Below are 24,775 nucleotides of genomic sequence, written 5' to 3'. Positions count from 1 at the left end.
ATGCACGATACCTTAACCAATCTCTCAACATACGGATATCTATTTTTGTTTTTTTACTCCTTTGGTGGCGGCTTTGTAGCGCTTGTTGCGGCTGGAGTTTTAAGCTATATGAATGAGATGAACATAGTCATAGTAATTACCATAGCAACCATATCAAACGCCATAGGAAGCAGCGTGCTTTTCTATCTAAGTCGTTATAACAAAGATCAGATAATGCCCTATTTAAGAAGACAGAGGAGAAATTTAGCTCTTGCAAATTTGCTTATCAAAAAGCATGGCAACAAGATGATTTTTATCCAAAAATATATCTATGGCATAAAAACACTCATACCAATGGCAATCGGCTTTACAAAATATCCATTTAAAAAGTTTCTCTTTTTAAATTTCATAGCGTCGTTTATTTGGGCGCTACTCTTTGGACTTGGAAGCTTTTTTGTAGGAGAGTTTTTTATAAATGCCTATGAAGTCTTTGCCAAAAAACCATATCTTGCGCCGCTTTTTATCGTCCTACTCATCGGCTCAATATATCTATATTTCAAAATAAATACCAAAAAAAGGAAAAAAGATGTTTAAAAAGATTTCGATATTTTTAGCAGTAGTTTTAATAGCACTCTTTGCCACTTACAAAGTGGTCGGCAACAGCATAGAAAAAGAGGTCACCGCCTATTTTGCGTCAAGTGCCATATTTGATGTAAAAAAACAGGACTTTCACAAAGGCTTTATGCACTCAAACGGAACAACAACTCTTCTTATAACAAAAGATAAGATGATGGATTTTGTAAAAGAGTTATATCTATATTTAGACTACGGAAACGACGAACTATATAAAGAATTAAGTGACAATAAGTTTTTAAACAATGATTTGGAAGTTGTTGTAAATTACAACTTAGAGCACTCTCCTTTAAATTTATCATCAGGAGTGAAATTTAAAGGCCACATTACCATCACATCACAGCCTCATCTTGAGATTGCAAAGAGTCTTTTTTCTACAAATGAGATAGTTACCTTTGAGGGAAGCGGGTTATTGGACGAGATAGATCAAAAAATAAAGCTAAAAGATCTCATCTTTCCTATGCAGCAAGGAGCACTTAGGTTAAGCACAAAAGGGCTTACATTTGAGTCACAAACAACTTCAAAAGCTACCAAATCACTCAAAATTAAGGCTGATGATATCTCGCTCATCTCGCCGCTAGTTATGGTTATAACTAAAAATTTCAACTATGATGTTGAGTGTGAGAATGGAGTGCCATTTGAAAGAACTAAACATTATTATGAATTTTTGCTAAATGATAATGTAGAAGAGAAGCTCTCTATCGACTCTTTTGGCATTGTTGGTTTTGACAACAATCCAGATGGCAACATTGACTACTTCAACATGATAGGTATCAAGACAAAAAGCAACTATTCATTTAAAAATGGCATTGGCAACCAAAATGCCTCTGCGACCATAGAGAGTATGCTTATCAATCTATTTGGCACCGACCCACTTATCTTAAAAGACTTTGATATAAAGTCAAATATGATTTTTACACCAGATAACTACATAAAATTTATGAAATTATTTATGGAAACAACTCCTGAGATGAGTGAGAATTTTGATGAGATGATGGACTATATCGCAGCAAATATACCGCAAATTTTCTCAAAAGATAGAGTTATATTTAACATAGATCAGTTTAAATTTAAGCTTGCAGATGACAAAGAGCTAAATATAGTTCTAAACTACTCATTTAATAAGGACAAAAAAGAATTTAGCACTTTTGATGAGAAAACACTTATCTCTTTGAGTGATTTTTACACAAAAATAGAGTTAAACTCAACTCTTGAAGAGCTTGCAAAAAAGCACAAATACGATAGTCTAGCCTATTTGTTTAATGACTTTTTTATCCAGACAAAGAACAAGTCAGTTTTAACTATCAAACTAGATAGCAATGCAAATGTGCTAGTAAACGATGAAGTGATTGGGAACTTGCTTAACTAACTGCTTAAACACGGGTCAAAAGATTTGCTCTTTGATTTTTAATAACACAGAGCCAACTTTTGGCTGCTGTGTGTAGATAAAAATTTAAGAGTTTTATAGCTAAGGTAAATTTGTGTTTTCTAGATCAAATTTGAAGTTTTATCTGCTTTTTACTGCAATGGGAGTTGTCTATTTTGCAATAACAATAGTAAGTTTTAACAAAATAAATGGTCAATTTAGCGATTTTAGTGAAAAATTTACCACTGCCATAGGAATGGAGGTCTCAAATTCCATCTTAACATGGATAAATTTTCAGCGGGAAAGAGTTTCAAAACAGGCAGAATTCTTAAAAAACAATCCCGAAATTTTGAAAAATGATGATGAACTTTTAAAATATCTTCAAAACTCATACTTTAATGACACCATTTTTGATATGTTTCAAATATACACAAAAAATGATGATTTTATCTACACAAGCGATGGCAAAAAACATAAGATAAATGATAAAGAGATAGCGAACAAACTTTGGTTTTGGGAATCATCTTCTAGCAAAAACTCTACCATAACCACAGTCTCAAAGCATGGGGTTTTGGGAGTAAAAGCTATAAATATCTGTGTTAGAGTAAAAGAAAATACCGTTTTTTGTGGAGTTATCAATGCAGAACTTATCTTAAAAAAGACAAAAACATATACTAACCCAAACATACAAACTCTCTTTTTGATAGATAAATTTGGCAACATCAACACAGATAGCATAGAGATAGACGAGAGTGTCATAAGCAACTTTTTGCGCCTAAAAGAGCAGCACAGAGATAATTTTAGAGTTAGGGATATTAGATTTTTTAAGATAGAAAATTTGAATTGGTATGTTGGCGTTGGGATAAATCAAAGCGATATCATAAAGGAAAACTTTGAAGTTTTGGTAAAAAATGCAAATTTGATTTTTATTAGTTTTGCCATTTTGGCGCTTGTTGGAAACTTGATCTATACCAACAAAATAAACAGACTCAAAGAAAAACAGAGAGATCTTGACATAATCATACAAAATCAAATCAAATCGACCGAAACTGGTCATCTAGTTGCAGATATCTCTCATCAGTTAAAAACTCCGCTAAATGCTATATCACTTGTGCTTAGTAGCACAATTTTGCTAAAAAACGAAAAGCGTTTAAGTAGCGATGAGCTGGATGAAAACTTAAATTTAGCCCTAAAATCAGTCACTTTGATGAGCGAAACTATCGATACTATCAAGGATTTTTATAGATATAGCGACGATATAAAAGAATTTGACATCAAAGAGTCCATCAACAACACTCTTACTATTTTAAGCACAAACTTAAAGAGTTCAAATGTCAATGTGGATTTTATCTGTGATGAGGAAATCCGTGTCAAAAATAGAAAAAACTACCTACAACAGGTCTTTTTAGTGCTTATTCAAAACTCCAAAGATGCCCTACTTAGCAGATATAAAAATGCTCCAAAAAGTAGAATCATAAAGATAGTTGTAAAAGAGCTTGATGAGTTTGTAAGTATCGTAGTAAGCGATATGGGCGGTGGAATAAGCAAGAAGTTGAGCCAAAAAATCTTTTCAAAGATAAAGGTCAGTTCAAAAAAAGATGGGAGCGGAATTGGACTTTATTTTGCTAAAAATATCGCGATAAATAAGCTAGGCGGGGATTTGAAACTTATAAATTTAAGAGCTCCTACAAGCTTTGAGCTGCTAATAAAAAAAGAGATGCAATATGAGTAGATTTAGTATTTTGAAAAAGATTGATATTTTGTTAGTTGAAGATGACGAGATAGCCCTACTTAGCCTTAAAAAGTCATTAAGAATTTATGTAAATAGCGTAAGAACGGCAAAAGATGGGCTTGAGGGGCTAAAGGAGTTTAAGAAAAATAAAACCGATGTCGTTGTGACAGATATACATATGCCAAATTTAAATGGTCTTGAGATGATGGAGGAGATCATCAAAATAAAGCCAAATCAGATGTTTTTCATCATCACTTCATACGATACAGATGAGAATTTATTTAAAAGCATAAAGAGCGGAGCGACATTTTTTCTTAAAAAACCGATAGTTGTCGAGGAGCTTTTAAATGCACTCATTATAAATTTACTAAAAATTCCAGACAAAAAGATAGTATTGAGCGAGCAGATCACAGCAGACTTAGCTAGTGAAACTATCTATTTGAATGGCAGTGCGTTTTATCTAAGCCTTAATGAACATAGACTTTTGTGGCTTTTTATTTACAATCTTGGGCAAATTGTGAGCTACGATATGATAAATGAGTATATTTATGATGGCAAATATATGCAAAACTCCTCCATTCACACCGCTATAATGCGACTCAAAAAGAGCCTACCAACTCTAGATATCATAAATGTCACTTCAGTTGGATATGTTTTAAAAGCATTAGATGAAGTTTAGTCTTGATAGAGCCAAAGGTTAAATTTAGGCTATAAAATTACTCCACAAATTTAATATAATCTTTATACCCTTTCTCCTCCATCTCTTTAAGTGGGATAAACTCCAAAGCAGCACCATTTATACAATATCTTAGCCCACCTTTGCTTTTTGGTCCGTCATTAAAAACGTGTCCCAAGTGAGAGTTTGCAAATTTTGATCTTACTTCAGTTCTTATCATGCCATGTGAAAAGTCTTTTTTTTCATTAATTTTGCCAATTGGTTTTGAGAAGCTTGGCCACCCACATCCTGCATTGAATTTATCAGATGAGCTAAAAAGTGGCTCTTTGCTTACGATATCAACATAAATTCCTTTTTCGTAAAAATCATCATATTTGCTTGAAAATGGCATTTCAGTGGCATTTTCTTGTGTTACTTGATATGAAATTTCACTTAAATTTTTTCTTATTTCATCATCATTTGGTTTATTGTAAATCTTTTCTAGTGGAGTTTTTGCCAAACTCAAATCAATATGACAATATCCGTTTGGGTTTTTCTCTAAATATTTTTGATGATAATTCTCAGCTAAAGTATAGTTTCTAAGTGGCTCTACTTCAACAACAATTGGTTTTTCATAAAATTTAGAAATTTCTTTTATAAATGAAATCGCTTCATTGCCACTTTCTACATCAACATAGTAAATTCCACTTCTATACTGTGTGCCAACATCGTTTCCTTGTCTGTTTAGTGAAGTCGGGTCTATCACTCTTATAAAATGTCTTAAAATTTCATTTAAACTAATTTTATTTTTATCATAAATCAGGTGAAGCGTCTCAGCATGCATTGTTTTATGAAGTTCTTTATAACTTGTGCTCGCACTTTTTCCATTTGCATAACCAACATCGGTTTTTATAACTCCATTAATTTTGTCAAAATACCCCTGCATTCCCCAAAAGCACCCACCGGCTAAATAAATTTCACTATTGTTAGTATTTTTATTCATATCCACACTCCATAAAAAATTTGTTAAAAAGATAAAGATTAAAACTTTTTTCATTTTGTTTCCTTTTATTTCTTGTGAAAATGGTATCAAATTTTTAATTAATATTTAAAAATATAAAATTAAAATTTTTATCTTTTATTTTTAAATTGTTTATAATTTGATTTAATATAAAAAGCTAAAATCATATAATTTTTTATTAGGAAAGTTTATGAGAAAAGTTATTTTATGTTTGATTTTGGTTTTTAGTGTGGGATTTGGCTTGGATTTTGACAAAGCACTTGATGGCTGCATTGTAAAAAGCGATGAAAAATCATGTCTAAACTTATCATCTTATTTGGAAAAAGAGTGCGAGAACGGAAGTGAGGCAAAATGTTTTTTATTTGCTGATATGCTCCAAAGAGGGCTTGGCGTGGAAAAGGATGTTGTAAGAGCATTTGAGATTTTTAATAAAGGTTGTGAAAATAATGTAAGTGAGAGTTGTTATGAGGCTTCGGTTCATTATTTGGAGGGAAAAGGCACTTCGCATAGTTTTGAAGGATCAACTGTAACGCTTTTAAAGGCTTGTGATCTGGGTAGTAAAAGAGCGTGCCAAATTTTAACTTATCTACCACAAGAGTAGTTTAAATTTGAGTGCAAATTTGCACTTGCACTCATTTAAATTTTAGTTTTCAAATGCTTTTTTAAGACTAATTGGCATTGCTTGATAGCCAGAAATTCCTTTTAGCTGTATTTCAAATGATGGCTCTTTTGCGCCCCACTTAAATTCCATCAAATAAGGATTTGGCAAGCTCTCAAAAGCACCTGTTTGTAGGTTGAAATTTGTTCCAGCAGTCGCACTATAAACAACAACACTATCTTTATCGGCGTGATATTCTGTTAGGCTAGTAACTGGGCTATACCAAGAGTTGCCACGATTTTTACCATATTCCCAAACTTGCTCAACAGTCATCTTCTTTTGGTTTATTTTGTAGATTACTGCGCGGCTATATTTCATCGATGGAAGTGCAGGTTGCTCCATACCACGGCTGTCTCCGTTGTCAAAAGCTGTTACATATAAGATATCACCTTTACTTTTTGCATCAATTTTAAATGCAGTGTGTTGCGTCCAAGTGTAGTCAAAGCCACCTTTATCACTCTCATATCCTGGGCATTTTGAGCCACTTTCTCCACAACTTATCTTGTTACCTTTGCTATCGATTGGTTGTAGTAAAAATGGTTTAAATTTATCGCTCCACCCTTCAGGTGAGCCTAAAATCCACTTAACCTTTTTATCTCTTCCTATCTTAATAATAGCGCTTTGATGGCGACTTGAAAGTATGATGCTATCATCCTCTGCATCATGATCTACTGAGTTTACATGCGCCCAGTTTCTACCAGGACCACTTCCTACGATATCGCCAAATTTATCACTTTCATCCATTTTTGCTAAATCTTCGCTGCTTAAAGTTTTTCCTGCCATACTTGCGTCGATATTTAGGCAAACTGCACCTTGATCAAGCACTTTCATATTTACATCTCTGTAAGGATCTAATATATTATATAGCTTCCACTCGTCCAAAACTACTCCATTTTCATCTACCTCTATGACAACATCTCGCACGGTGCGGACATTTTTGCCATCAAGTCGCTTTTGATTTGAGCTTGCAACTCTTAAAAAGTAGTTTCCATTTGGGCTATTGTCTAGTGAGTGTGAAAAGTCGTTATAGCCTATTGGTAGCTGTCTATTGAAAATCTTTCTACCCATTAGGTCATACTTAGCATATCTCTGTCCATATCCCCAAGTTAAGGCTCCATCATCATTTTGCTTAAAGCCCATCATAACACCTGCGTTATAGATGGATTTAAGATCATAAATCGGCTCAGCAAACATATACCATCTAATCTCGCCCTTTGTATCTATAACGAAATTTTGAGGATAGAAATTCCACTCTAGCGCTCCACCAACTGGGTTATTCCAAACAACTTGTGTGCCTTTGCCAGATTTTTGGATGTTTCCTGTTAAGAAGTAAAGTCTATCACTAAATTCTTTATCTGCTGCTTTATGTACTACTGCTTCTGTAAAAAATGCACCATCTTGTATTTTGATTCCGGCAGGTTCTGCATATATTGGCGCGGTATATATCTCATAAGTTTCTTTTAGTTTATCAGCCTTATCGCCCAAAATCCTTGTATATTCGACCTCGACTTTGTTTTTATAGTCAGGATAAAGACCAAATATAGGAATTCCGCCGTGAGTTAAAATTTGCTTATTGCTAACGCTATATTTTATCTCTTGACCACCTTTTTTAGGAACTATCCTGACTTTTACATCTTTTAGATCATAACCGCCATTTCTAATAATTGCAGTAAGAGGCGCAATATCATATGGATTTACAATAACTTCGCCGATTTGCCCTTGAATTAGATAATCAACCTTTGCCCCGCTTGGTCCGCCAATTGCAAATGAAGCCGTGGCTCCAACGCCTAAAAGCATACCAGCCACTAAGACTGAACTAAGAATTTTCTTCATATTCTCTCCTATTTTGAAATTTAGATAGAAATCTCACCATTTGAGACTTTTGTCTAAATTTAGAAAAAAGCCCTTAAATTTAAGGGCTAAAAACTACTTAAAAGCTTTTTGTAAATTTATAGGAATAGCTTGATATCCATTTGTATCAAAAATCTGGATTTCAACTGATGGTTCTTTTGCTAGATAATCAAATTCCAAAAGAGTTGGATTTGGAAGTGAGGCAAAAGCACCTGTGCTAAAATCAAACGCTCCACCAGCTGTTGCCGAATACATTAAAATAGAATCTTTATCAGCGTGATATTCTGTAATTGATGTAACCGGAGAGTAGAAGTCATGACCTCTATTTTTACCATACTCCCAAACTTGCTCAACAGTCATCTTCTTTTGATCTACTTTGTAAATTACTCCACGGCTATATTTCATTGATGGAAGTGCTGGTTGTTCCATGCCTCTACCATCGCCATTGTCAAAAGCTGTTACATATAAGATATCGCCTTTGCTTTTTGCATCTATTTTAAATGCAGTATGTTGTGTCCAAGTGTAGTCAAATCCACCTTTTTCGTTTAGATATCCTGGACATTTTGAACCGTTAGCTTCACAAACTATTTTATTTCCTTTATTATCTACTGGAGTTAAAAGCTTATCTTTAAATTTATCACTCCACCCCTCAGGTGAGCCTAAAATCCACTTTACCTGTTTATCTCTTCCTATCTTAATAATAGCGCTTTGATGGCGGCTTGAAAGGATAATACTATCATCTTCTGCGTCGTGATCTACTGAGTTTACATGCGCCCAGTTTCTACCAGCTCCACTTCCTATGATATCTCCAAATTTATCATTGTCATCAAGTTTTGCCAAATCCTCATCGCTTAGAGTTTGACCTGCTAAATTCGCATCTATGTTTAGGCAAACTGCACCTTGATCAAGAGTTTTAAAAACAACATCTCTATAAGGATCTAGTATCTCATACAATCTCCAATCATCAACAACATCACCAGTTGTTGGATCTACTTCGATAATAACATCTCTAACAGTGCGGACATTTTTGCCATCAAGTCTTTTTGTATTTGAGCTACCAACTCTTAAGAAGTAGTTTCCTTTTGGTGATACATCAAATGAGTGTGAAAAATCATTATATCCAAGTGGAAGTTGACGGTTAAAGCTCTCTTTTCCCATTAAATCATATTTAGCATATCTTTGTCCGTATCCAAAAGTAAGCTGACCATCAGGGTTTTGTTTAAAGCCCATCATAACGCCTGCTCCATAAACCTTATCAAAGTCATATATTGGATTTGCAAAGATATACCATCTTACATCTCCTGCTGTATCGATGATGAAATTTTGAGGATAAAAGTTCCACTCTATTGCTCCACCCATTGGGTTGTTCCATACAACTCTAGTGCCTTGTCCACTTTTGTTTGTTACGTGATTGATTAGATAAAGTCTATCTTTGTATTTATCGGCTACTTTTTTAACTTCGATTTTGCTAAACATTGAGCCTTTTTGATCTGGTGTGCCAGATACTTCTGTGTATATTGGTGCTGCATAAATGTGATAAGTCTCTTTTATCTTTTCTTGTTTAGAGCCGTGAATTTTAGTATATTCTACATTTATCGTGTTGTAATAATCAGGATAAAGTCCCCAAATAGGAATTCCACCATATCCCTTTGCTTTTGCATCACTTACTTGATAGCTAAGTGTTTGTCCATTTTCTTTTGGGGCTATGGTTACTTTGATATCTTTTAATTCATAACCACCATTTCTAATAATTGCTGTAAGTGGGGCGATTTTATAAGGATTTACTATAACTTCACCTATTTTTCCAGGATTTGGATAATCTGTTTTTGGACCACTTGGACCACCCATTGCCATAGAGGTCGTGACTCCAATGCCTAAAAGCATTCCAGCAACTAAGGCTGAACTAAGAATTTTTTTCATTTTCTCTCCTTTTTAAATTTAGATAGAAATCTCAAATTTGAAACTTTTATCTAGATTTATAAAGAGAGATAAATTTAGGGAGAAAAATTCCCCCTAAATTTTAATTATTTGCTTAATGCCTTTTCAATGCTAAATGGCCATGCTTGATAACCCATTGCATTTGTCATAATGATTTCAATACCAGGCTCTTTTGCACCCCATTCAAACTCGTTAATATGTGGGCTTGGAAGACCTGTTGGATTTCCTGTTGCGATGTCAAACTGCATTCCAGCAACTGCTGAATAAACCATAACTGAGTTTTTGTCAGCTTGGTACTCTGTTAAGCTTGTAACTGAGCTATACCAATCAAATCCTCTATCTTTTCCATATTCCCAAACTTGCTCAACTGTCTTTTTCTTTTGATCTATTTTATAAATTACTGAGCGTGAGTATTTCATAGTTGGAAGTGCAGGTTGTTCCATACCACGACTATCTCCGTTATCAAACGCACTTACATAAATGATATCGCCTTTGCTTTTCTCATCAATTTTAAATGCAGTATGTTGTGTCCAAGTGTAGTCAAAGCCACCTTTATCGCTTTCATATCCAGGACATTTTGCACCATCATCACCGCAAGAAATTTTATTACCCTTGCTGTCAACTGGAGTTAAAAGCTTATCTTTAAATTTATCTTTCCAGCCAACTGGGTTTCCTAAAATCCATTTAACTTGTTTGTCTCTACCTATCTTGATAATTGCATTTTGGTGACGTGATGAGATGATGATACTATCATCTTCGGCATCGTGATCAACTGAGTTTACGTGTGCCCAGTTTCTTCCTGGTCCGCTTCCTACAATATCGCCAAATTTATCATTGTCATCAAGCTTTGCTAGCTCTTCATCACTTAGTGTATGACCACCAGCTTTTGCATCGATATTTAGACAAACTGCACCTTGATCAAGCACTTTTAGGACATTGTCTCTATATGGATCAAGAATTTCATAAAGTTTCCAATCATCAACAACTTGACCGTTTTGATCAACTTCAACTATAACATCTCTTACAGTTCGAACATTTTTGCCATCATTTCTTTTTAGGTTTGCATTAGCAACTCTTAAGAAGTAGTGACCATTTGGGCTATCATCCATTGAGTGTGAAAAATCAATATATCCAGCAGGAAGTTCTCTGTTAAAGATCTCTCTTCCCATAATGTCATATTTTGCATATCTTTGACCATAACCCCAAGTTATATCACCATCATCATTTTGTTTAAAGCCCATCATAACGCCAGCGTGGAATGCTGATTTTAGATTATAAATTTTACTTGGCTCCATATACCATCTAATTTCACCTTTTGTATCAAGGATAAAGATTTGAGGAGTATAGTTCCACTCTAATGCTCCACCTGTTGGGTTATTCCATACAACCTTTGTGCCTTTTCCAGTCTTTGGTTGAAAGTTATTCACAAAATAAAGCCTATCTTTGAATTTCTCAGTTGCAGGTTTTGTAACTTTGATCTCATCAAAAAATACACCCTTTTGACCTCTCATACCGCTAACATCACCAAAAACAGGAGCGGTATAAATTTTATAATCTTCTTTTATCTTCTCATCGGCACCTTTATATGTTCTTGTGTATTCAACTTCAACTGTATTTACATAATCAGGATAAAGCCCAAAAACAGGAATTCCACCATGAGTTTTAAGCTCACCATCTGCTACTTTATATTTAATTTCTTGACCATCTTTTTTTGGCACGATTCTAACTGTTACATCTTTTATTGTATATCCGCCATTTTTAATAACAGCTGTTAGTGGAGCTATATCGTAAGGATTTACAACTAACTCACCAATTTTTCCTTGAACTACATAATCAGTCTTGGCACCACTTGCTCCACCAATTGCAAATGAAGTTGTCACTCCAACTGAGACAAGCATACCAGCAACTAAAACCGAACTAAGAATTTTTTTCATTCTCTCTCCTTAAAATAAAATCAATTAGCTTTTTTTACTTTTTTTATAACAAAGCAAACAAGCATAGCAACAAGTATTGCAAGCGCAACAACATAGGCTAAAAGCGTGCATTGTGCCATATTGCCAAAATGTGATGCTGGCCACAAATACCAACCATCAGAGTAAAAATCTATAAAGAATTTTTGAATGCCACTCAGAGTTGCGTCCATTGGCACTATTGGGTTGTCATATCCACAATCTCCTGTTGGCTGAAACCAATCAGGAGCCCATTTGTGTAGTGGTAAGTTAAATGGAAAAGTAGGATCTGTTGAGCAACCTTGCACTCCAAAAGGATCATCGCCATGAACTGCTTTGTGAATGTTATCTAGCTTTACGCTATACATTACACCGATTATACCACCATAAAAAGCTAGAACATAGGCTACAAGCTTTAGTATTAAATTTTTAGGATTTATCAAAGCGACAAGCCCACCAAGTGCCATAACAAGCATAGAAAATCTAATATAAACGCACTGCTCGCAAGGCAACATATAGATATAGTTTTGGAAAAAACTATGTGCCAAGATAACAAGACCTGCCATTGCAATAGTCAATATAAGCCATGGCGCCCTGCTATCTTGCCAATCAGCGATAGTATTTATCGGTGATGATTTCAATCTGCTAAAAAAACAACTCATAATAACCTCTATCTCTTAGTTGAGTTTTGATAGCTCGTTGATGGTCTCTGCCATACTATCGATGCCTCTTATAGACTTAGTGATGATTAGGTATTTACCATTTACAACAAATGCTGGAACACCTTGAATCTTAGCAACCATATAAGCATCGCCTGTGTTATCTACGCCCCATCTATTAACAAGCTCTTTTACCTTTGGATCTTCTTTGGCTTTGTTATACTCATCCATGCTCATGCCAACAGCGTCCAAACCTACTTTAAGAAATGCGTCTAAATTTGCCTTGACACTAGCATCTGCTCCCCATCTCTCTTTTTTGTTATGATATGCATCATAAAGAGCAAATTTTGCCTTTTTAAATTTAGAATTATCACTCAAAAGATCAACTCCAGCATTCTCATCAAGAACAATCATAGTAGCTAACAACTCACTTCCATAGATACCAAAAACACCTTTTGTAGAGAGGTGATAAGGCATAAATTTCATATTTGGAACTTTTTTCATCACAGGAACTACAACTGACTTGTCATATTTGTAGCAAAATGGGCAATCATAGCTAAATACTTTAATAACGGTGCCTTGGGCATTTGCAATTGGTTTTTCCAAAACTTGATAGTCTTTTCCTTCAACTACTGCAGCACTAGCGCTTACACCAAAAACCAAAGTAATAACTGCAACTGATTTTGCAACACTTTTAATGAAATTTCTCATATTTTTTCTCCTTTAAATTAAGAATAAGGAAGTTTATCACAACACTCTATCAAAAAGCTAACAGCTAACTTAAATTTAAATTAAATTTGAAAATTCTCTTTGAAGAGCCTAAATTTAGGCATTTAATTTGAAAAAAATTTGATATTTTCTGCAAAATTTCTTTAAAAATACATTTTAATATCAAATATCACAATCAAACATTTACTTTTATTAAGATATTTTATCTAAAAATAAAGATAGAGAACTTTAAATTTCAATAGGCAAAAGAGAGCTAAATTTGAGTTGCTAAATTTGAATTTTTGGGCGGGGCTTAAAGATGAAATTTAAAGATAGATGAAATAATCCAAAGATAAAACAGGTCTATCTTTGGATTGTCTATAAAAACTATTTGTATCTCTCTATGGCACTTTGCAACATCTCCGCTGCTTTTTGTGCGCTTTCAAAATTTTTAACCTTTACCCATTTGTTAGGCTCAAGCAACTTATAAGTTTCAAAGAAGTTTTTTATCTTGTTTAGTGTAGCTTTTGGTAGGTCGTCGATGGACTTTATATCATCAAATCTAGGATCTATCTTGCTAACTGGAACTGCCAAAAGTTTCTCATCAACTCCCGCTTCATCTTCCATAGCCAAAACGCCAATAAGTCTGCAAGGGATAACAGAGCCTGCTTGAAGTGGATATTCGTTTAGCACCAAAATATCTATCGGATCGCCATCTTCTGCCAAAGTATTTGGCACAAAACCATAATTTGCAGGATAAAAAACAGATGAGTAAAGCACCCTATCAACAAAAACAGCGCCACTCTCTTTGTCTATCTCGTATTTGATGTTTGAACCATATGGAATCTCAATAACAGCATTTATCTTGTCTGGATTTGAACCAAATTTAATCTTACTTACATTCATTTTATTTTACCAACCTTAATTTTTTTACATCTATTTCATTTTTCTTAAATTTATTGTCATCAACTTCGCCATAAATTTCTAAAAGTGTCTTTTCATCGGCACTCACACCGCCCCACTTATCGTCGTCGATCTCTATTATTATACTATCGCCATTTAGATCCCTAAACTCATATTTTTCATCGCCTAAGGACTTTTTAATATAGCCTTTGATTGAGACTTTTTCATCATCTTTGGCAGCCAAAGCCTCTTTTACTGAGCTTATAGCTTCGCTTTTTGACGGGGACTTTGAACTAACGAAGCCACCTGCGAAGATAAAAGTTGATGCAAAGAGCATTGCAAATACTATTTTTCTCATATCCCTCCTTTAACTTGTAATGATAAGTTAGTATTATATCACTCATTTATTTACAATTTTGCAAATGGCTCTTTTTATCTAAAAATCACTCTACTTTTTGCTAAATTTATAAACTCTCAAAGGCCAAAACAGCGTTTTTTATGTCATTTTCATCTGGATGTGAGGCCGCTCTTTTCCATCTTGCTTTTCTTTCAGGAGTTATTAAATGTATGGCTTTATCGCCCATTTTTTCAGCCATTTTTTTCATCTGTTCGATTACCTTTGGATCGATTGCTCCTTGGCAGCAAAAAGTTGCTTTTACATTGTTGCCTAGCTTTATAAAATAATCAATCGCTTTTTTCTCGCAATCTTTTGCATGATCGCCATCTGGCTCGGCACCCAAAGTAAAGAATACACCCATTGTCTTGTTTTTGATATTTTTTACTACATTTTCAGCCTTTGGCACAAAAAAACCTCTATCTACATAAAATCCAAATATAACACACTCATAATTGTCCAAATCAAACTCTTCATCTATGCTTTTTAGATCAGCATTTTTGCTTTTTGCAATTGCAGTGGCAACTTTTTTTGTGTTGCCAGTTAGTGAATGGTATAAAACTAATGTTTTCATAAATTTTCTCCCTCAATCTCTTTTAAATGTTTTTGTAAAAAATACTCTTTTGTCAAATTCAAGCTCTCTTCAGCGATACTATTTCCCCAAAAAATTCCAGCTATATTAAATATCAAAAAACCCTCTTCTATTTTTAACAACTTTTCACTTTCACAAGTTTTAAAAAACTTATAAATTTCATCAAAAGTTTTGTCGTCTAAAAAACTTTTTACTCTTGCGATGTCGATTTTATCGTATTGAAACAAATTTGAAAATAGATCATACTCTTTTTGAGCAGCTGTTTTTTTCGATATCATTTTCATCTCTTGGCTCATAGAAAAAATCCCAAAATTTCCAAGCCCTCCGCCAGCCCCAACTCCAATTGGCAATATATCAACACCTTCGTGAGAAAGCTTTATATATAGATATCTATCGCGATTTTTTCGTGCAACTTTTGTATATTCTAAAAGCTCATAATCACTATCATCAAGCATACTTTCTAAAAAGAGCTTATGAAGCTTAAAGTCAGTTTTTAAATCATAATAATTTGGATCGTTCTCTTTCAAAAAAGCCGAGCCTTCGTGAAATTGAAGTGAGTAAAAACTTGTACTATCAATCTTTAGCTCCTTTAAAATCCTAGCATCTTCTAAAATCTCATCCTCGCTTTGGTTTGGATAGTTGTAGATGATATCAGTGCAAACAAAGCCATTAAACTCATCTTTTATCAAGCCTAGCTTCTCCAACGCTTTGCTTTTGTCGCCAACTCTATTTAGGAGTTTTCTACCCTTGTTTGAAAATGTCTGAATACCAATGCTATAGCGATTGACTCCTAGACTTTGCATTAAATTTATCTTGTTTTTATTTAGATTGTGAAGTGTTGTCTCAAAGCTAAACTCAGCCTCTTTTGCGATGTTGAAACTCTCATTAATCGCCTTTAAAACTTTCTCTAAATTTGATAAACTTAAAGTTGTCGGTGTCCCGCCGCCAAAGTAAATGCTACTAAAAACTTTTTCTTTGATATAGGGAAATTTGGCATAATACTTAATATTTTTTACCAAAAAATCGCTATATTCATCAAGTTTTCCCTCTAGTTTTTTTCTATTTAAGTTACAAAACGAACAGATATTGTCGCAAAATGGTATGTGAAAATAGATAATGCCATTTTTATCCAGTGGTTTTGTATTTAAAAAATCCTCAAATTCCTTTGGATTTGCCATTGTTGGTCTTGTTAGGTTTTGTCTATGATGACCTTTAACTCGCTCTTTAAACATTTACTACCTTTTCATTCTAAAAATATATGGCTTGGTAATATCGCAACCAATGCTATTTTTATCAATTATTTCAATCTGAAGCTCTTTTGTAAGCTCTATAGCAGCCTCTTTAAAAATTTTATCGCCAGTTGAGCTTAAAATCTTCACACTGCCGTCTTTTAAAAGTCTAAATTTCACTTCAGCCCTAAAATCTCCCCTTAGCCGCAACATTCTTGCTTTTTTAGGCAACTCATACTCTTTTTTTTCATTTACAATCTTAAATCCAACATTTTCTTTACAAAAGCCCCTACTCTCTAAATTTGAGCTCTTTTGCAAGTTTTGAGTTGGCGGTATGCTACTTTTTTTAGCCTTTTTAACCCTTTTTTCTTTTACTATTTTTGGCTCTTTTGGAGCTTCTATCTTTTTTACAACCTCTTGCGGCTCTTTTATCTCTTCTATAACTTCCTTTGGCTCCTCTATCAAAGGCTCTTTTAACTCTTCTATATCAACCTCGCTCTCTTTTATCTCATCATCTATCAAAGTACTCTCTTCACTCTTAGAGACAAAATCTAAACTAAGCTTGATACTAATTGGATCATCTTTTGCATATGTGCTAATTGAGGCTGATGGCAGCGGCACAAGCAGGATGAGCGCATTAAAAAGCAAAGAGAGTAAAAAGTATCTCATTTTATAAATTCTTCATAGAGCCTTTTTATCTCATCTACCAATCTTGGGCTTCCTCTAAGCAATGATGAGGAGCCAACTATGATAATTTTGTTATTTTTGGCTGCAGCTGTGTGCTTTAAGACTGGGTTTTGTTTTAAAAACTCATCTACACTCAAATTGCCAACAACAACCATAAAATCAGGATCTTGCTCTATCAAAAACTCATTTGTAACAATTGGTGTTTTTCCATCAAGTTTATCTGCTAAATTTATCAAATTTAATGACTTAAAGATGTCACTTGGCAAGGTCTCTTTTCCAAATGACATTAAATTTGAAGAAGAGTAGAAAAATATAGCTTTTTTGCCCTTTAATTTAGATGTGTTAAATTTTGAAATTTGGCTTTTAAAGTTATCTATTAGCTTCTTTGCCTCATCTTCTTTTTTGCAAAACTCACCAACGATTTTGATATTATCAAAAATTGCATTGATGGAATTTGCCTGAGTATCTTTATAGTTTATTTTAAATCTTTTTAAGTCATCTAAAATTTCGCCTGAGTGAAAATTTGTAATTACGATCTCTGGATCAAGCTCAATAATACGCTCTAAATTTGGCTTTACATAAGTTCCAACGCTTGGAAGATTTGCTGTTTTTTCTTCAGGCCAAATTTTACTTTGCTGGGTTTTTGCAATGGCTGTTATTTTATCCTCGCAATTTAAGAGATAAAATATCTCAACAACAGCTGGATCTAAAATAATAGCTCCCTTTGCAAAAAGCAGACTAACACTTAAAAAACTAATACTTAAAAACTTTTTCATCTCTTCTCCTTAAATAGCAACCACAACGGGTCTGTTTTCATGCTCTAATATTTCACATTTTAAAGAGTAAATTTCATTTAATATCTCTTTTGTAAAAAGCTCTTTAGCAGTGCCATTATAAGCCACTTTGCCATCTTTTAAAAACATTATTTTGTCGCAAAATAGTGAAGCTAAATTTAGATCGTGAAGTACAACAACACAGGCAATATTTTGCTTTTTGACAATGGCTTTACAAATCTTTAAAATATTTACAGCATAGTTTAGATCAAGTGCCGAGGTTGGTTCATCAAGAAGCAACATTTCAGGCTTTCCAACCAAAGCTCTTGCTAAAATCACTCTTTGAAACTCGCCACCACTTAACGTAAAAGCAATTCTTTTTTTGAAATTTTCCAAATTTAAAAGCTTCATTATCTCATCAACTGCCTCTAAATCTTTTTTCTCATAACCATAAAATGAGCTTTTTAGATGTGAGTATCTTCCCATTAAGATGATATCTTCAACTAAAAGTGGCATTGAGATTTGACTTTTTTGTGGAACAAAGCCCAAAATTTGGCTAAGTTCTTTTTGGGAATACTCTTTTAAACTTTTCTCCTTTAGAGTTATAATCCCACTTTTTGGCTTATAAATCTTTAAGATATTTTTCAAAAGAGTACTTTTTCCACAGCCATTTGGCCCTAAAATTCCTATAAATTCGCCTCTTTTTGCAGTTAAATTTAGCCCTTTTAAAATCTCTTTTTTATAAAAAGAAAACTCCAAATTTTTAACTTCCATTATCTACCACCTTTTAAAGCCAAAAATAGGAAAAATGGAGCACCAAAAAAGGCGGTAATTACGCCTATTGGTATCTCTGTTGGGGCAAGTAGAGTTTTTCCAAGCATATCGCAAAATAGTAAAAAAAGCCCACCAATGAGTGCTGAAAATGGAAGTATGACGGCGTTATTTGAAGTTTGAAAAAGCATTCTTATGATATGCGGGATAATAAGTCCTACAAAGCCAATCATTCCTGTAAATGAGATGCTAAAACTAACTGCAAGAGCTGAGATGATAAGCAATCTTTTTTTGATATTATCAACATCAACGCCTAAGCTTTTTGCCTCTTCGTCGCCACTTAAAAGGATATTTAACTCATATCTTTTTGAATGAAAATAGATAAAAGTAAAGATCAAAGGTGGCGTCAAAAGTGCGATTTTGCTCCACGAAGCACCACCCAAATATCCCATCATCCAAGCAACTATCTTAAAACTCTCTTCTCCTATCATATAAGTTGCAAAAGAGGTAAAAGCACCCAAAAAAGATGAAAATGCAATACCAACTATCAAAAGTGTTGCGATATTTCTTGCTTTTGTGTAAATTTTAAAGATAAGTAGGGATAAAATTGCCGATGAGATAAATGCAAAGATAGCATAATAAATATCGCTCATTCTAAAAAGATAGGCTATGACAGCTCCAAAAGTTGCAGAGGCTGCAATTCCTATGATGTAGGGATCTGCTACTGGATTTAAAAAGATATTTTGCGTTACAACACCACTTGTTGCAAGTAAGATGCCTATTAAAAATGCCATTAAAATTCTTGGAAATCTAATCTCTAAAAGAATAATCTCCTTGCTTTTTGACAGATCTCCATTAAAATAGGCAAAAATATCCTTAAGTCCAATATCAGCTCCTCCTATACAAGCTGATATGATGGCAACTAAAAAGCTAATTGCCATCAATACCAAAAGATATTTTTTATGACTAGAAGTCATACTTAAACTCCGTATAATAAGTTCTGCCATCGCCTACAGAATAAATTTTATAGTTTCCCTTTCCAGAGACTGAGTTATAAAATTCTTTATCAAAAAGATTGTTAATTCCAGCTGTTAGACTAAAGCCTTTGTATTTAAATCTTGCACCAATATCTGTTAAGCTGTATGATGAGATTTTCTCGTAGCTGCTATTTTTTTGGCTACCATAAAAGGTGGTATCGCTAAAAATATTTACATTGTTAGTTATCTCAAAATCAACCCCAAGAGTAAATTTATATTTTGGAACATTTGGCACAACTTCGCCAACTTTTATCCACCTGTTTTTACCTGCATCTTTAACCTCTGTGCTAGTGTAGGCAAAGCTCTCTTGTAGCTTTAACTTATCAGCTATCAAGCTTTGTTCTAGACCAATCTCCAAGCCCCATTTTTCAGTCTTTCCGATGTTGTATTGCTTCCACTGCTCGCCCATGCCTACCATATCGGTTGTTATCTCATCTTTGCTTTTTGTATAAAAAGCTGTTGCTTGAAAAAACTGCTCCAAAACCAAATCTCTCACACCAACTTCATAGGTTATAAATTTCTCTGATTTGATATTGCTTGGATAGTATCCCTTTACCCTGTCTTTATTTTGCATTTTGTTTGCTGATGGACTAGTAAAGCCTCTTTCAAATTTAAAATAGACCTTTCCTGTATCCGAATAGGCAAAACTAGGGGTTATTTCAAAAGCATGGTTGTTTTCACTCTTTTCTAGATCAAGAGTAGCCACCTTAAATGGTGTCGTAGGAAATGCAGGAAGAGGAGCCATTTTTGTGCGAGTATCTTTTGTGATTTTGTAGCTTGCATGGTCAAATCTATAGCCAGTAGTTAGAGAAAAGTTATCTGTCATCTCAAATAAATTTTGTATGAAAAATGAATTTGTGATTTTTTTGGTAGAGCCTTTTGAAGTGCTTACATAACGCATTGGTGGCGTTCCTGGTCGCCCTGGTATCATATAGTCAAAATGCCCATCATTTATGCCTTTGTTGTAAATAAAGTCATAACCAAATATTAAATTTCCACTCTCATAGTTATACTTTACCTTATTTCTAGCACCAATTTTTTTATCTTCAAAACCAGAAACACTACCTTTTGGTTGAAACTTGGTTTTTTGGTAGAAAGGAGTTGTATTAAACTGCCAGCTGTCGTTAAATTTAATGCCATAGTCTAAATTTAAATTTGTCATTTTTATATCTGTCGTAGAGTATGAACCATCAGTTGCTCTTCTGTTTTTATCAAGCTCTTTTTTACTTACTCCACCAGCTACTGTTTGATCGCCGCTATAGTGAGAAAAATCAAGACTTAAGTTTTGGTTGTCGCCTAGTTGATAATCCAACCCAAAACTGCCATATGCACCATTGCTTTTTTCGCCATATCTATAGCCGTTGCTCTTATCTTTTAAAACACTAGCCCTTAAAAATAGCCTATCAGTTGCCATTGCACCGATATTGAACCTAGCATTTATCGAACCTCCACTTTGATATCTTGATGCTATATTGGCATAGAAATCTTGCCTTGTTTTTTTGGTAATTATATTGATAATTCCACCTTGTGTGCCACTTCCATAAAGCACAGATCCACCACCTGGAAGAATCTCAATACGCTCAATATCATCTACATTAATAGCATCAAAAGGCATAGAGGTATGAGATGAATCAGTCATATTCATCGCCACGCCATTTATCATGATTTGGACATTGGTATTTGCCTTTTCGCCTTGACCACGCATATCGATAACATCGCCAAAGGCTTTTTTAGACATATAGATACTTGGAGTATTTTTAAACAGATCTCTTAGGCTTTTATAACCTCTCTTTTGGATATCATCTTTTGTGATAACATTAACATTTCTTACCTCATTTGCCAAAGTGTCCTCAAAACCCGTTGTAGAGATGATACTTGTCTCAAGCCTTGTATCTGCAAAAAGTAAAGATTGCAAAACAATACTATAAACTAAAACTTTACGCATAATGCTCCTTTTTAAAATTTTTCTATATCTAAATTTAAATTTTTGATTTTATTTTCTTTTAAGATTGACATTAAATTTACTATCTTTCCATAGTCAAGTTTGCTATCAGCACTTAGATGAACTGCTTTGAATGTGTTTAAATTTAGCTCACCTATCTCTTTTGATAGATCATCTAAATTTGAGCTAAATAGGACTTTATTATCAGTTTTTATAGTGATTTTTTCATTTAAATCATAAAAAATTACAACATTTACATCGCTATTTTTATTAAAAGAGGTTTTGCTTTTTGGCAAATTTATATCCAAGCTTTCAGTTTGCTTAAAAGTGGTCGTAATCATAAAAAATATAAGCAAAATAAATATTATGTCTATTAAATTTATTATGGAGATGCTATAAAAATTGCGTCTTCTTACTCTTCTCATCTAAGGCCTTCAAACTTTTTTAAGAGCAAAAACTCTATCTTTTCCAAGTTTTCCATAATTGAGTCATTTTTATTTATAAAATAGACGTGAAAAACCAAAGCTGGTATTGCAACCAAAAGCCCAAAAGCTGTTGTATAGAGCGCTTCAGAAATTCCGCCTGCAACCAAGGTTGGATCACCTGCAGCACTTAGCGCGCCAAAAGACTTTATCATTCCAACAATTGTGCCAAGTAGCCCAAGTTGTGGCGATGCACTTATGCAGATACCTAAAATCCAGTTGTTTTTTTCAAGTTTTGAAATTTCATCATCAATCATAGTTTTGATTAGAAATTCATACTCGCTTTTTGATATGTTTTTGTTGGTTAGATAGAAGTTAGAAGCTGCACAAACTACTTTTGCCAGTGGATTTTTATAGTTTTGATAAATTTCACCTATTTTCTCAAAAGTTTGGTTGTTTAAGTTTTTGGTGATATCTAACTTAAATTTAGAACCCAAATCCCTCAATCTCACAAAATATAAAAATAGTTTTTCTAAAACTGCAGCAAGAGATAGGACAGCAAGAAAAAAGATAGGCCACATAAAGATGCCGCCAACTTGCATATAATAAAACATATAAAACAAACCTTATTGATAAAGTATATAATAATCAAAGCTGATTATATAAATTTACGGCTTAAATTATGATAAATAAAATCATAATTATTAAAATATTTTTCGCTTTTATTTACCTATTTAACTATTTTTTTAATTATAATATCCAGTATCATCTATTTTAGACTAAAGGAGAAGATAAATGAGAAATTTAGAACAAGAGGTTAAAGCTCTATTTGAGAATGAAAATATGAGTGTTATTGAGGCGGCGATGAAGCTAAAAGTAAGTGAATATGAGATTTTGAAATTTAGAGGAAAAGAGGAGTTCAAAGAGATTTGCGGCTCAAATTTAGAGGCAATTTTGGCTGAGATTGCAACTTGGGGCGAAGTTATGTTTTGTAAAAATACACCTGAGTTTATAATCGAGTTCAAGTCTAAAATAAATCCACCCAAAAAAGCAAGAGGATATCTAAATTTCAGCGGTGCGATGGGATATCTTGGCGGACATTTAAAAGAAGATAGCGTCAAAAAGATAGGTTTTGTATCCACTAAATTTATGGGAGTTTTGGGTCATAGCGTTCATTTTTACAATGAGAAAAATGAAACTATTTTTAAGTTTTATCTAAGTAGAGACGAGAAAAGAGAGCTAAAAGAAGAGCAAGTTGAAAAGTTTTTAAGATTGAAAAATAAGTTTTAAAAACTTTGGTGGGCGTGGCACTCATTTTATTTGAAGTGCCTTTCCATCGCTCATTTTGTAAATTTCATCTGCAAATTTAAAATATCTATCATCGTGACTTATAGCAAAAATACCAACTCCCTTATTTTTTAAAAATGGCAAAATTTCTTTATAAAAATACTCTCTAAACTCAGGATCTTGATCTGCACCAAACTCATCAAGCATTAAAAAATCTTTCTCTAAGGCCAAAACTTCAAGCAAAGCAAGACGCTTTTTTTGCCCTGTTGAGAGGTTGAAGCTACTAAATTTAAAGCTATTTTTTTCCAAATTTAAGTTAAATTTATCTTTAAGTTTTAGTTTCTCAAGCCAAAAGTCAATAAAACTCTCATCGCAATTAAGTATCTCGCCAAATAAAAAAAAGTCGCTAAAAACAACTGCTATGCTGTTTTGAAAAGCTCTTAAGTCTTCATCGCATAACCTTTTTTCATCTATCCAAATCTCGCCTCTTTGTGGAGTTAAAAGTCCGCACAATATCGAAAATAGAGTGGATTTGCCAGAGCCATTTTTACCTACTAAAAAGATGATTTTATCTTTTTTGATTGTTAAGCTTAGACCATTTAAAATTTTCTTATCCAAATAGGCAAAATCAATATCTTTTAAAAATAGCCTACTCCATTTCATCGCAGTTTGGTTGCCAAATGACTCTTTTATCTCATCAAATTTAAGCTCTTTTATCTTTTTTATGGAGATAAGCGCAACCAAAATAGAAGGTATCGATGAGACAGCCATCATAAAAGGCGCTCTTAAAAACATCATAGAAAGGCTTATGGTAGTTGCTGTTTTGAAGTCTGAAACTCCCAAACCAAGCGATAAAAACATGATAAAACCAATCCCAAAAAGCATCATTACATTTAAAAAATTACTTGATAGGTTGCCATAAATTTCTGCTTTTATGTTGGCGTTTTTTTGAGAAGTTGCCTCTTGAAAAAAGGTGGCCAAAAAGCTATCTTCTCTCTTTTTACTTATGCGAAGTTCCCTAAAACCGCCTAAAAGCGTCTCATAACTTTTATATAAATCATCATCAAATTTTCTTGAAGAAGCGTAGCTAGTCCTTGCTTTGCCTATAAAAATATAAGTTAAGACAAATATCAAGCCAAACCACAAAAATACGAATAAAAACATCTCTTTTGATAGATAATAAAAATAAGCTAGCGACAAAATGACCAAAACAAATCCCTGAACTGCGTCACTTAGACGCATAAAACCATTTGAAATGCTGCCAATATCTTTGGAAAGTGAGGCTAAAATTTTGGGCTTATTTTCATCAAAAATCATCTTTGTATTTAAGACTTTGAGCACAAATTTAACCCTTAATTCATAAATAATGATATTGTTTATCTTAGTTATAACTACTCTTATAAAAAATGTTGCAATGAAAAAAAAGAGTATAAGAGCTGCAAAAAAGAGCATTATTTTTAAATTTGGCTCTGTTAAATTTAAGATGAATTTGTTGATATATGCCAAAATTGCGATATTTAGCCCACCAAAAATAAGCGAGAGAACAAAAATGATACTAAATTTATAAATGTAGTTTTTTATCAAAATTT

The 24,775-nt window shown here is 33.5% G+C and carries 24 protein-coding genes; 6 read left to right on the top strand and 18 right to left on the bottom strand.

The features are described 5' to 3' along the window. The 4 genes from Q0X52_RS02390 (at window position 1) to Q0X52_RS02375 (ending at window position 4,389) form a co-directional block, all read left to right on the top strand. Window positions 1–573 carry a DedA family protein gene (locus Q0X52_RS02390; RefSeq protein ID WP_297574386.1) on the top strand — a complete coding sequence of 191 codons (573 nt, stop codon included), beginning with the start codon at window positions 1–3 and terminating at the stop codon, window positions 571–573. Beyond that, a complete protein-coding gene (locus Q0X52_RS02385; protein WP_297574385.1) occupies window positions 566–1,981 on the top strand; it encodes a DUF945 family protein in 1,416 nt (471 codons plus the stop codon). The genes Q0X52_RS02390 and Q0X52_RS02385 overlap by 8 nt, the downstream gene beginning before the upstream one ends. A 112-nt stretch (window positions 1,982–2,093) precedes the next feature. Continuing rightward, window positions 2,094–3,710 (top strand): HAMP domain-containing sensor histidine kinase, encoded by a 1,617-nt coding sequence (locus tag Q0X52_RS02380; RefSeq protein WP_297574383.1) that lies wholly within the window; start codon window positions 2,094–2,096, stop codon window positions 3,708–3,710. Beyond that, on the top strand, window positions 3,703–4,389 hold the full coding sequence (locus tag Q0X52_RS02375) for a response regulator (RefSeq protein WP_297574381.1): 687 nt from the start codon (window positions 3,703–3,705) through the stop codon (window positions 4,387–4,389). Before Q0X52_RS02380 ends, Q0X52_RS02375 begins: the two co-directional genes overlap by 8 nt. Before the next feature lie 37 nt (window positions 4,390–4,426). On the opposite strand, the gene msrB is transcribed toward Q0X52_RS02375, so the two are convergent. Continuing rightward, window positions 4,427–5,422 (bottom strand): peptide-methionine (R)-S-oxide reductase MsrB, encoded by a 996-nt coding sequence (gene msrB / locus Q0X52_RS02370; RefSeq protein WP_297574379.1) that lies wholly within the window; start codon window positions 5,420–5,422, stop codon window positions 4,427–4,429. A 154-nt stretch (window positions 5,423–5,576) separates the two neighbouring features. Between msrB and Q0X52_RS02365 the strand changes: the two genes are divergently transcribed. Next, entirely contained in the window at window positions 5,577–5,987 is a 411-nt protein-coding gene (locus Q0X52_RS02365) for a tetratricopeptide repeat protein (RefSeq protein WP_297574377.1), read from the top strand. A gap of 42 nt (window positions 5,988–6,029) precedes the next feature. Here the strand turns inward: Q0X52_RS02365 and Q0X52_RS02360 are convergent, their stop codons facing one another. The 16 genes from Q0X52_RS02360 to Q0X52_RS02285 form a co-directional block, all read right to left on the bottom strand. After that, the gene (locus Q0X52_RS02360) at window positions 6,030–7,877 is read right to left on the bottom strand and encodes an aryl-sulfate sulfotransferase (RefSeq protein WP_297574375.1); all 1,848 of its coding nucleotides are present in this window, start codon (window positions 7,875–7,877) and stop codon (window positions 6,030–6,032) included. Window positions 7,878–7,970: 93 nt separating this feature from the next. Further along, window positions 7,971–9,815, bottom strand: a complete 1,845-nt coding sequence (locus Q0X52_RS02355; protein ID WP_269491943.1) for an aryl-sulfate sulfotransferase — start codon at window positions 9,813–9,815, stop codon at window positions 7,971–7,973. A gap of 104 nt (window positions 9,816–9,919) precedes the next feature. Further along, window positions 9,920–11,767: an aryl-sulfate sulfotransferase gene (locus tag Q0X52_RS02350; protein WP_269487673.1), complete on the bottom strand. Its 1,848-nt coding sequence runs from the start codon at window positions 11,765–11,767 to the stop codon at window positions 9,920–9,922. A 20-nt stretch (window positions 11,768–11,787) separates the two neighbouring features. Further along, complete coding sequence (gene dsbI / locus Q0X52_RS02345) at window positions 11,788–12,444, bottom strand: protein-disulfide oxidoreductase DsbI (RefSeq protein WP_297574364.1); 657 nt, start codon at window positions 12,442–12,444, stop codon at window positions 11,788–11,790. A 15-nt stretch (window positions 12,445–12,459) separates the two neighbouring features. After that, on the bottom strand, window positions 12,460–13,152 hold the full coding sequence (locus tag Q0X52_RS02340) for a thiol:disulfide interchange protein DsbA/DsbL (RefSeq protein ID WP_297574362.1): 693 nt from the start codon (window positions 13,150–13,152) through the stop codon (window positions 12,460–12,462). A 384-nt stretch (window positions 13,153–13,536) separates the two neighbouring features. Beyond that, the gene (ppa, locus tag Q0X52_RS02335; RefSeq protein WP_297574360.1) at window positions 13,537–14,055 is read right to left on the bottom strand and encodes an inorganic diphosphatase; all 519 of its coding nucleotides are present in this window, start codon (window positions 14,053–14,055) and stop codon (window positions 13,537–13,539) included. 1 nt (window position 14,056) lies between these two features. Continuing rightward, the gene (locus Q0X52_RS02330) at window positions 14,057–14,410 is read right to left on the bottom strand and encodes a YgiW/YdeI family stress tolerance OB fold protein (RefSeq protein ID WP_297574358.1); all 354 of its coding nucleotides are present in this window, start codon (window positions 14,408–14,410) and stop codon (window positions 14,057–14,059) included. 106 nt (window positions 14,411–14,516) lie between these two features. Next, a complete protein-coding gene (locus Q0X52_RS02325; RefSeq protein ID WP_297574355.1) occupies window positions 14,517–15,020 on the bottom strand; it encodes a flavodoxin family protein in 504 nt (167 codons plus the stop codon). Beyond that, the gene (locus Q0X52_RS02320) at window positions 15,017–16,270 is read right to left on the bottom strand and encodes a radical SAM protein (RefSeq protein WP_297574352.1); all 1,254 of its coding nucleotides are present in this window, start codon (window positions 16,268–16,270) and stop codon (window positions 15,017–15,019) included. Before Q0X52_RS02320 ends, Q0X52_RS02325 begins: the two co-directional genes overlap by 4 nt. 3 nt (window positions 16,271–16,273) lie before the next feature. Further along, window positions 16,274–16,936: an energy transducer TonB gene (locus tag Q0X52_RS02315; RefSeq protein WP_297574349.1), complete on the bottom strand. Its 663-nt coding sequence runs from the start codon at window positions 16,934–16,936 to the stop codon at window positions 16,274–16,276. Further along, window positions 16,933–17,730 (bottom strand): ABC transporter substrate-binding protein, encoded by a 798-nt coding sequence (locus Q0X52_RS02310; RefSeq protein ID WP_297574346.1) that lies wholly within the window; start codon window positions 17,728–17,730, stop codon window positions 16,933–16,935. The genes Q0X52_RS02315 and Q0X52_RS02310 overlap by 4 nt, the downstream gene beginning before the upstream one ends. Before the next feature lie 9 nt (window positions 17,731–17,739). After that, complete coding sequence (locus Q0X52_RS02305) at window positions 17,740–18,501, bottom strand: ABC transporter ATP-binding protein (protein ID WP_297574343.1); 762 nt, start codon at window positions 18,499–18,501, stop codon at window positions 17,740–17,742. Continuing rightward, window positions 18,501–19,475: an iron ABC transporter permease gene (locus Q0X52_RS02300; protein ID WP_297574342.1), complete on the bottom strand. Its 975-nt coding sequence runs from the start codon at window positions 19,473–19,475 to the stop codon at window positions 18,501–18,503. The genes Q0X52_RS02305 and Q0X52_RS02300 overlap by 1 nt, the downstream gene beginning before the upstream one ends. Further along, window positions 19,465–21,480 carry a TonB-dependent receptor gene (locus Q0X52_RS02295; RefSeq protein WP_297574340.1) on the bottom strand — a complete coding sequence of 672 codons (2,016 nt, stop codon included), beginning with the start codon at window positions 21,478–21,480 and terminating at the stop codon, window positions 19,465–19,467. Before Q0X52_RS02295 ends, Q0X52_RS02300 begins: the two co-directional genes overlap by 11 nt. A gap of 11 nt (window positions 21,481–21,491) precedes the next feature. After that, complete coding sequence (locus Q0X52_RS02290; RefSeq protein ID WP_156847521.1) at window positions 21,492–21,902, bottom strand: biopolymer transporter ExbD; 411 nt, start codon at window positions 21,900–21,902, stop codon at window positions 21,492–21,494. After that, entirely contained in the window at window positions 21,899–22,513 is a 615-nt protein-coding gene (locus Q0X52_RS02285) for a MotA/TolQ/ExbB proton channel family protein (protein WP_018712548.1), read from the bottom strand. The genes Q0X52_RS02290 and Q0X52_RS02285 overlap by 4 nt, the downstream gene beginning before the upstream one ends. A gap of 181 nt (window positions 22,514–22,694) precedes the next feature. On the opposite strand from Q0X52_RS02285, the gene hutX reads away from it, so the two are divergent. Then, a complete protein-coding gene (gene hutX, locus Q0X52_RS02280; protein ID WP_297574332.1) occupies window positions 22,695–23,189 on the top strand; it encodes a heme utilization cystosolic carrier protein HutX in 495 nt (164 codons plus the stop codon). A 21-nt stretch (window positions 23,190–23,210) separates the two neighbouring features. Here hutX and Q0X52_RS02275 read toward each other — a convergent pair whose 3' ends face one another. Beyond that, a complete protein-coding gene (locus tag Q0X52_RS02275; RefSeq protein ID WP_297574329.1) occupies window positions 23,211–24,770 on the bottom strand; it encodes an ATP-binding cassette domain-containing protein in 1,560 nt (519 codons plus the stop codon). Window positions 24,771–24,775: the final 5 nt, after the last annotated feature.

This window comes from uncultured Campylobacter sp. (assembly GCF_947255105.1).
Lineage (GTDB): Bacteria > Campylobacterota > Campylobacteria > Campylobacterales > Campylobacteraceae > Campylobacter_B.
The sequence above is the reverse complement of the archived record's forward strand: the minus strand, read 5'-3'. Positions and strand labels throughout refer to the sequence as shown.

What these genes read in the sequence shown, in the direction of transcription:
- Q0X52_RS02365 (WP_297574377.1), top strand. Translation starts at nt 5,577, where the DNA reads ATGAGAAAAGTTATTTTATGTTTGATTTTGGTTTTTAGTGTGGGATTT.
- Q0X52_RS02350 (WP_269487673.1), bottom strand. Translation starts at nt 11,767, where the DNA reads ATGAAAAAAATTCTTAGTTCGGTTTTAGTTGCTGGTATGCTTGTCTCA.
- Q0X52_RS02325 (WP_297574355.1), bottom strand. Translation starts at nt 15,020, where the DNA reads ATGAAAACATTAGTTTTATACCATTCACTAACTGGCAACACAAAAAAA.
- Q0X52_RS02355 (WP_269491943.1), bottom strand. Translation starts at nt 9,815, where the DNA reads ATGAAAAAAATTCTTAGTTCAGCCTTAGTTGCTGGAATGCTTTTAGGC.
- Q0X52_RS02385 (WP_297574385.1), top strand. Translation starts at nt 566, where the DNA reads ATGTTTAAAAAGATTTCGATATTTTTAGCAGTAGTTTTAATAGCACTC.
- hutX (WP_297574332.1), top strand. Translation starts at nt 22,695, where the DNA reads ATGAGAAATTTAGAACAAGAGGTTAAAGCTCTATTTGAGAATGAAAAT.
- Q0X52_RS02295 (WP_297574340.1), bottom strand. Translation starts at nt 21,480, where the DNA reads ATGCGTAAAGTTTTAGTTTATAGTATTGTTTTGCAATCTTTACTTTTT.
- msrB (WP_297574379.1), bottom strand. Translation starts at nt 5,422, where the DNA reads ATGAAAAAAGTTTTAATCTTTATCTTTTTAACAAATTTTTTATGGAGT.
- Q0X52_RS02320 (WP_297574352.1), bottom strand. Translation starts at nt 16,270, where the DNA reads ATGTTTAAAGAGCGAGTTAAAGGTCATCATAGACAAAACCTAACAAGA.
- Q0X52_RS02285 (WP_018712548.1), bottom strand. Translation starts at nt 22,513, where the DNA reads ATGTTTTATTATATGCAAGTTGGCGGCATCTTTATGTGGCCTATCTTT.
- Q0X52_RS02390 (WP_297574386.1), top strand. Translation starts at nt 1, where the DNA reads ATGCACGATACCTTAACCAATCTCTCAACATACGGATATCTATTTTTG.
- Q0X52_RS02360 (WP_297574375.1), bottom strand. Translation starts at nt 7,877, where the DNA reads ATGAAGAAAATTCTTAGTTCAGTCTTAGTGGCTGGTATGCTTTTAGGC.
- Q0X52_RS02300 (WP_297574342.1), bottom strand. Translation starts at nt 19,475, where the DNA reads ATGACTTCTAGTCATAAAAAATATCTTTTGGTATTGATGGCAATTAGC.
- Q0X52_RS02315 (WP_297574349.1), bottom strand. Translation starts at nt 16,936, where the DNA reads ATGAGATACTTTTTACTCTCTTTGCTTTTTAATGCGCTCATCCTGCTT.
- ppa (WP_297574360.1), bottom strand. Translation starts at nt 14,055, where the DNA reads ATGAATGTAAGTAAGATTAAATTTGGTTCAAATCCAGACAAGATAAAT.
- Q0X52_RS02375 (WP_297574381.1), top strand. Translation starts at nt 3,703, where the DNA reads ATGAGTAGATTTAGTATTTTGAAAAAGATTGATATTTTGTTAGTTGAA.
- Q0X52_RS02290 (WP_156847521.1), bottom strand. Translation starts at nt 21,902, where the DNA reads ATGAGAAGAGTAAGAAGACGCAATTTTTATAGCATCTCCATAATAAAT.
- Q0X52_RS02340 (WP_297574362.1), bottom strand. Translation starts at nt 13,152, where the DNA reads ATGAGAAATTTCATTAAAAGTGTTGCAAAATCAGTTGCAGTTATTACT.
- dsbI (WP_297574364.1), bottom strand. Translation starts at nt 12,444, where the DNA reads ATGAGTTGTTTTTTTAGCAGATTGAAATCATCACCGATAAATACTATC.
- Q0X52_RS02305 (WP_297574343.1), bottom strand. Translation starts at nt 18,501, where the DNA reads ATGGAAGTTAAAAATTTGGAGTTTTCTTTTTATAAAAAAGAGATTTTA.
- Q0X52_RS02330 (WP_297574358.1), bottom strand. Translation starts at nt 14,410, where the DNA reads ATGAGAAAAATAGTATTTGCAATGCTCTTTGCATCAACTTTTATCTTC.
- Q0X52_RS02310 (WP_297574346.1), bottom strand. Translation starts at nt 17,730, where the DNA reads ATGAAAAAGTTTTTAAGTATTAGTTTTTTAAGTGTTAGTCTGCTTTTT.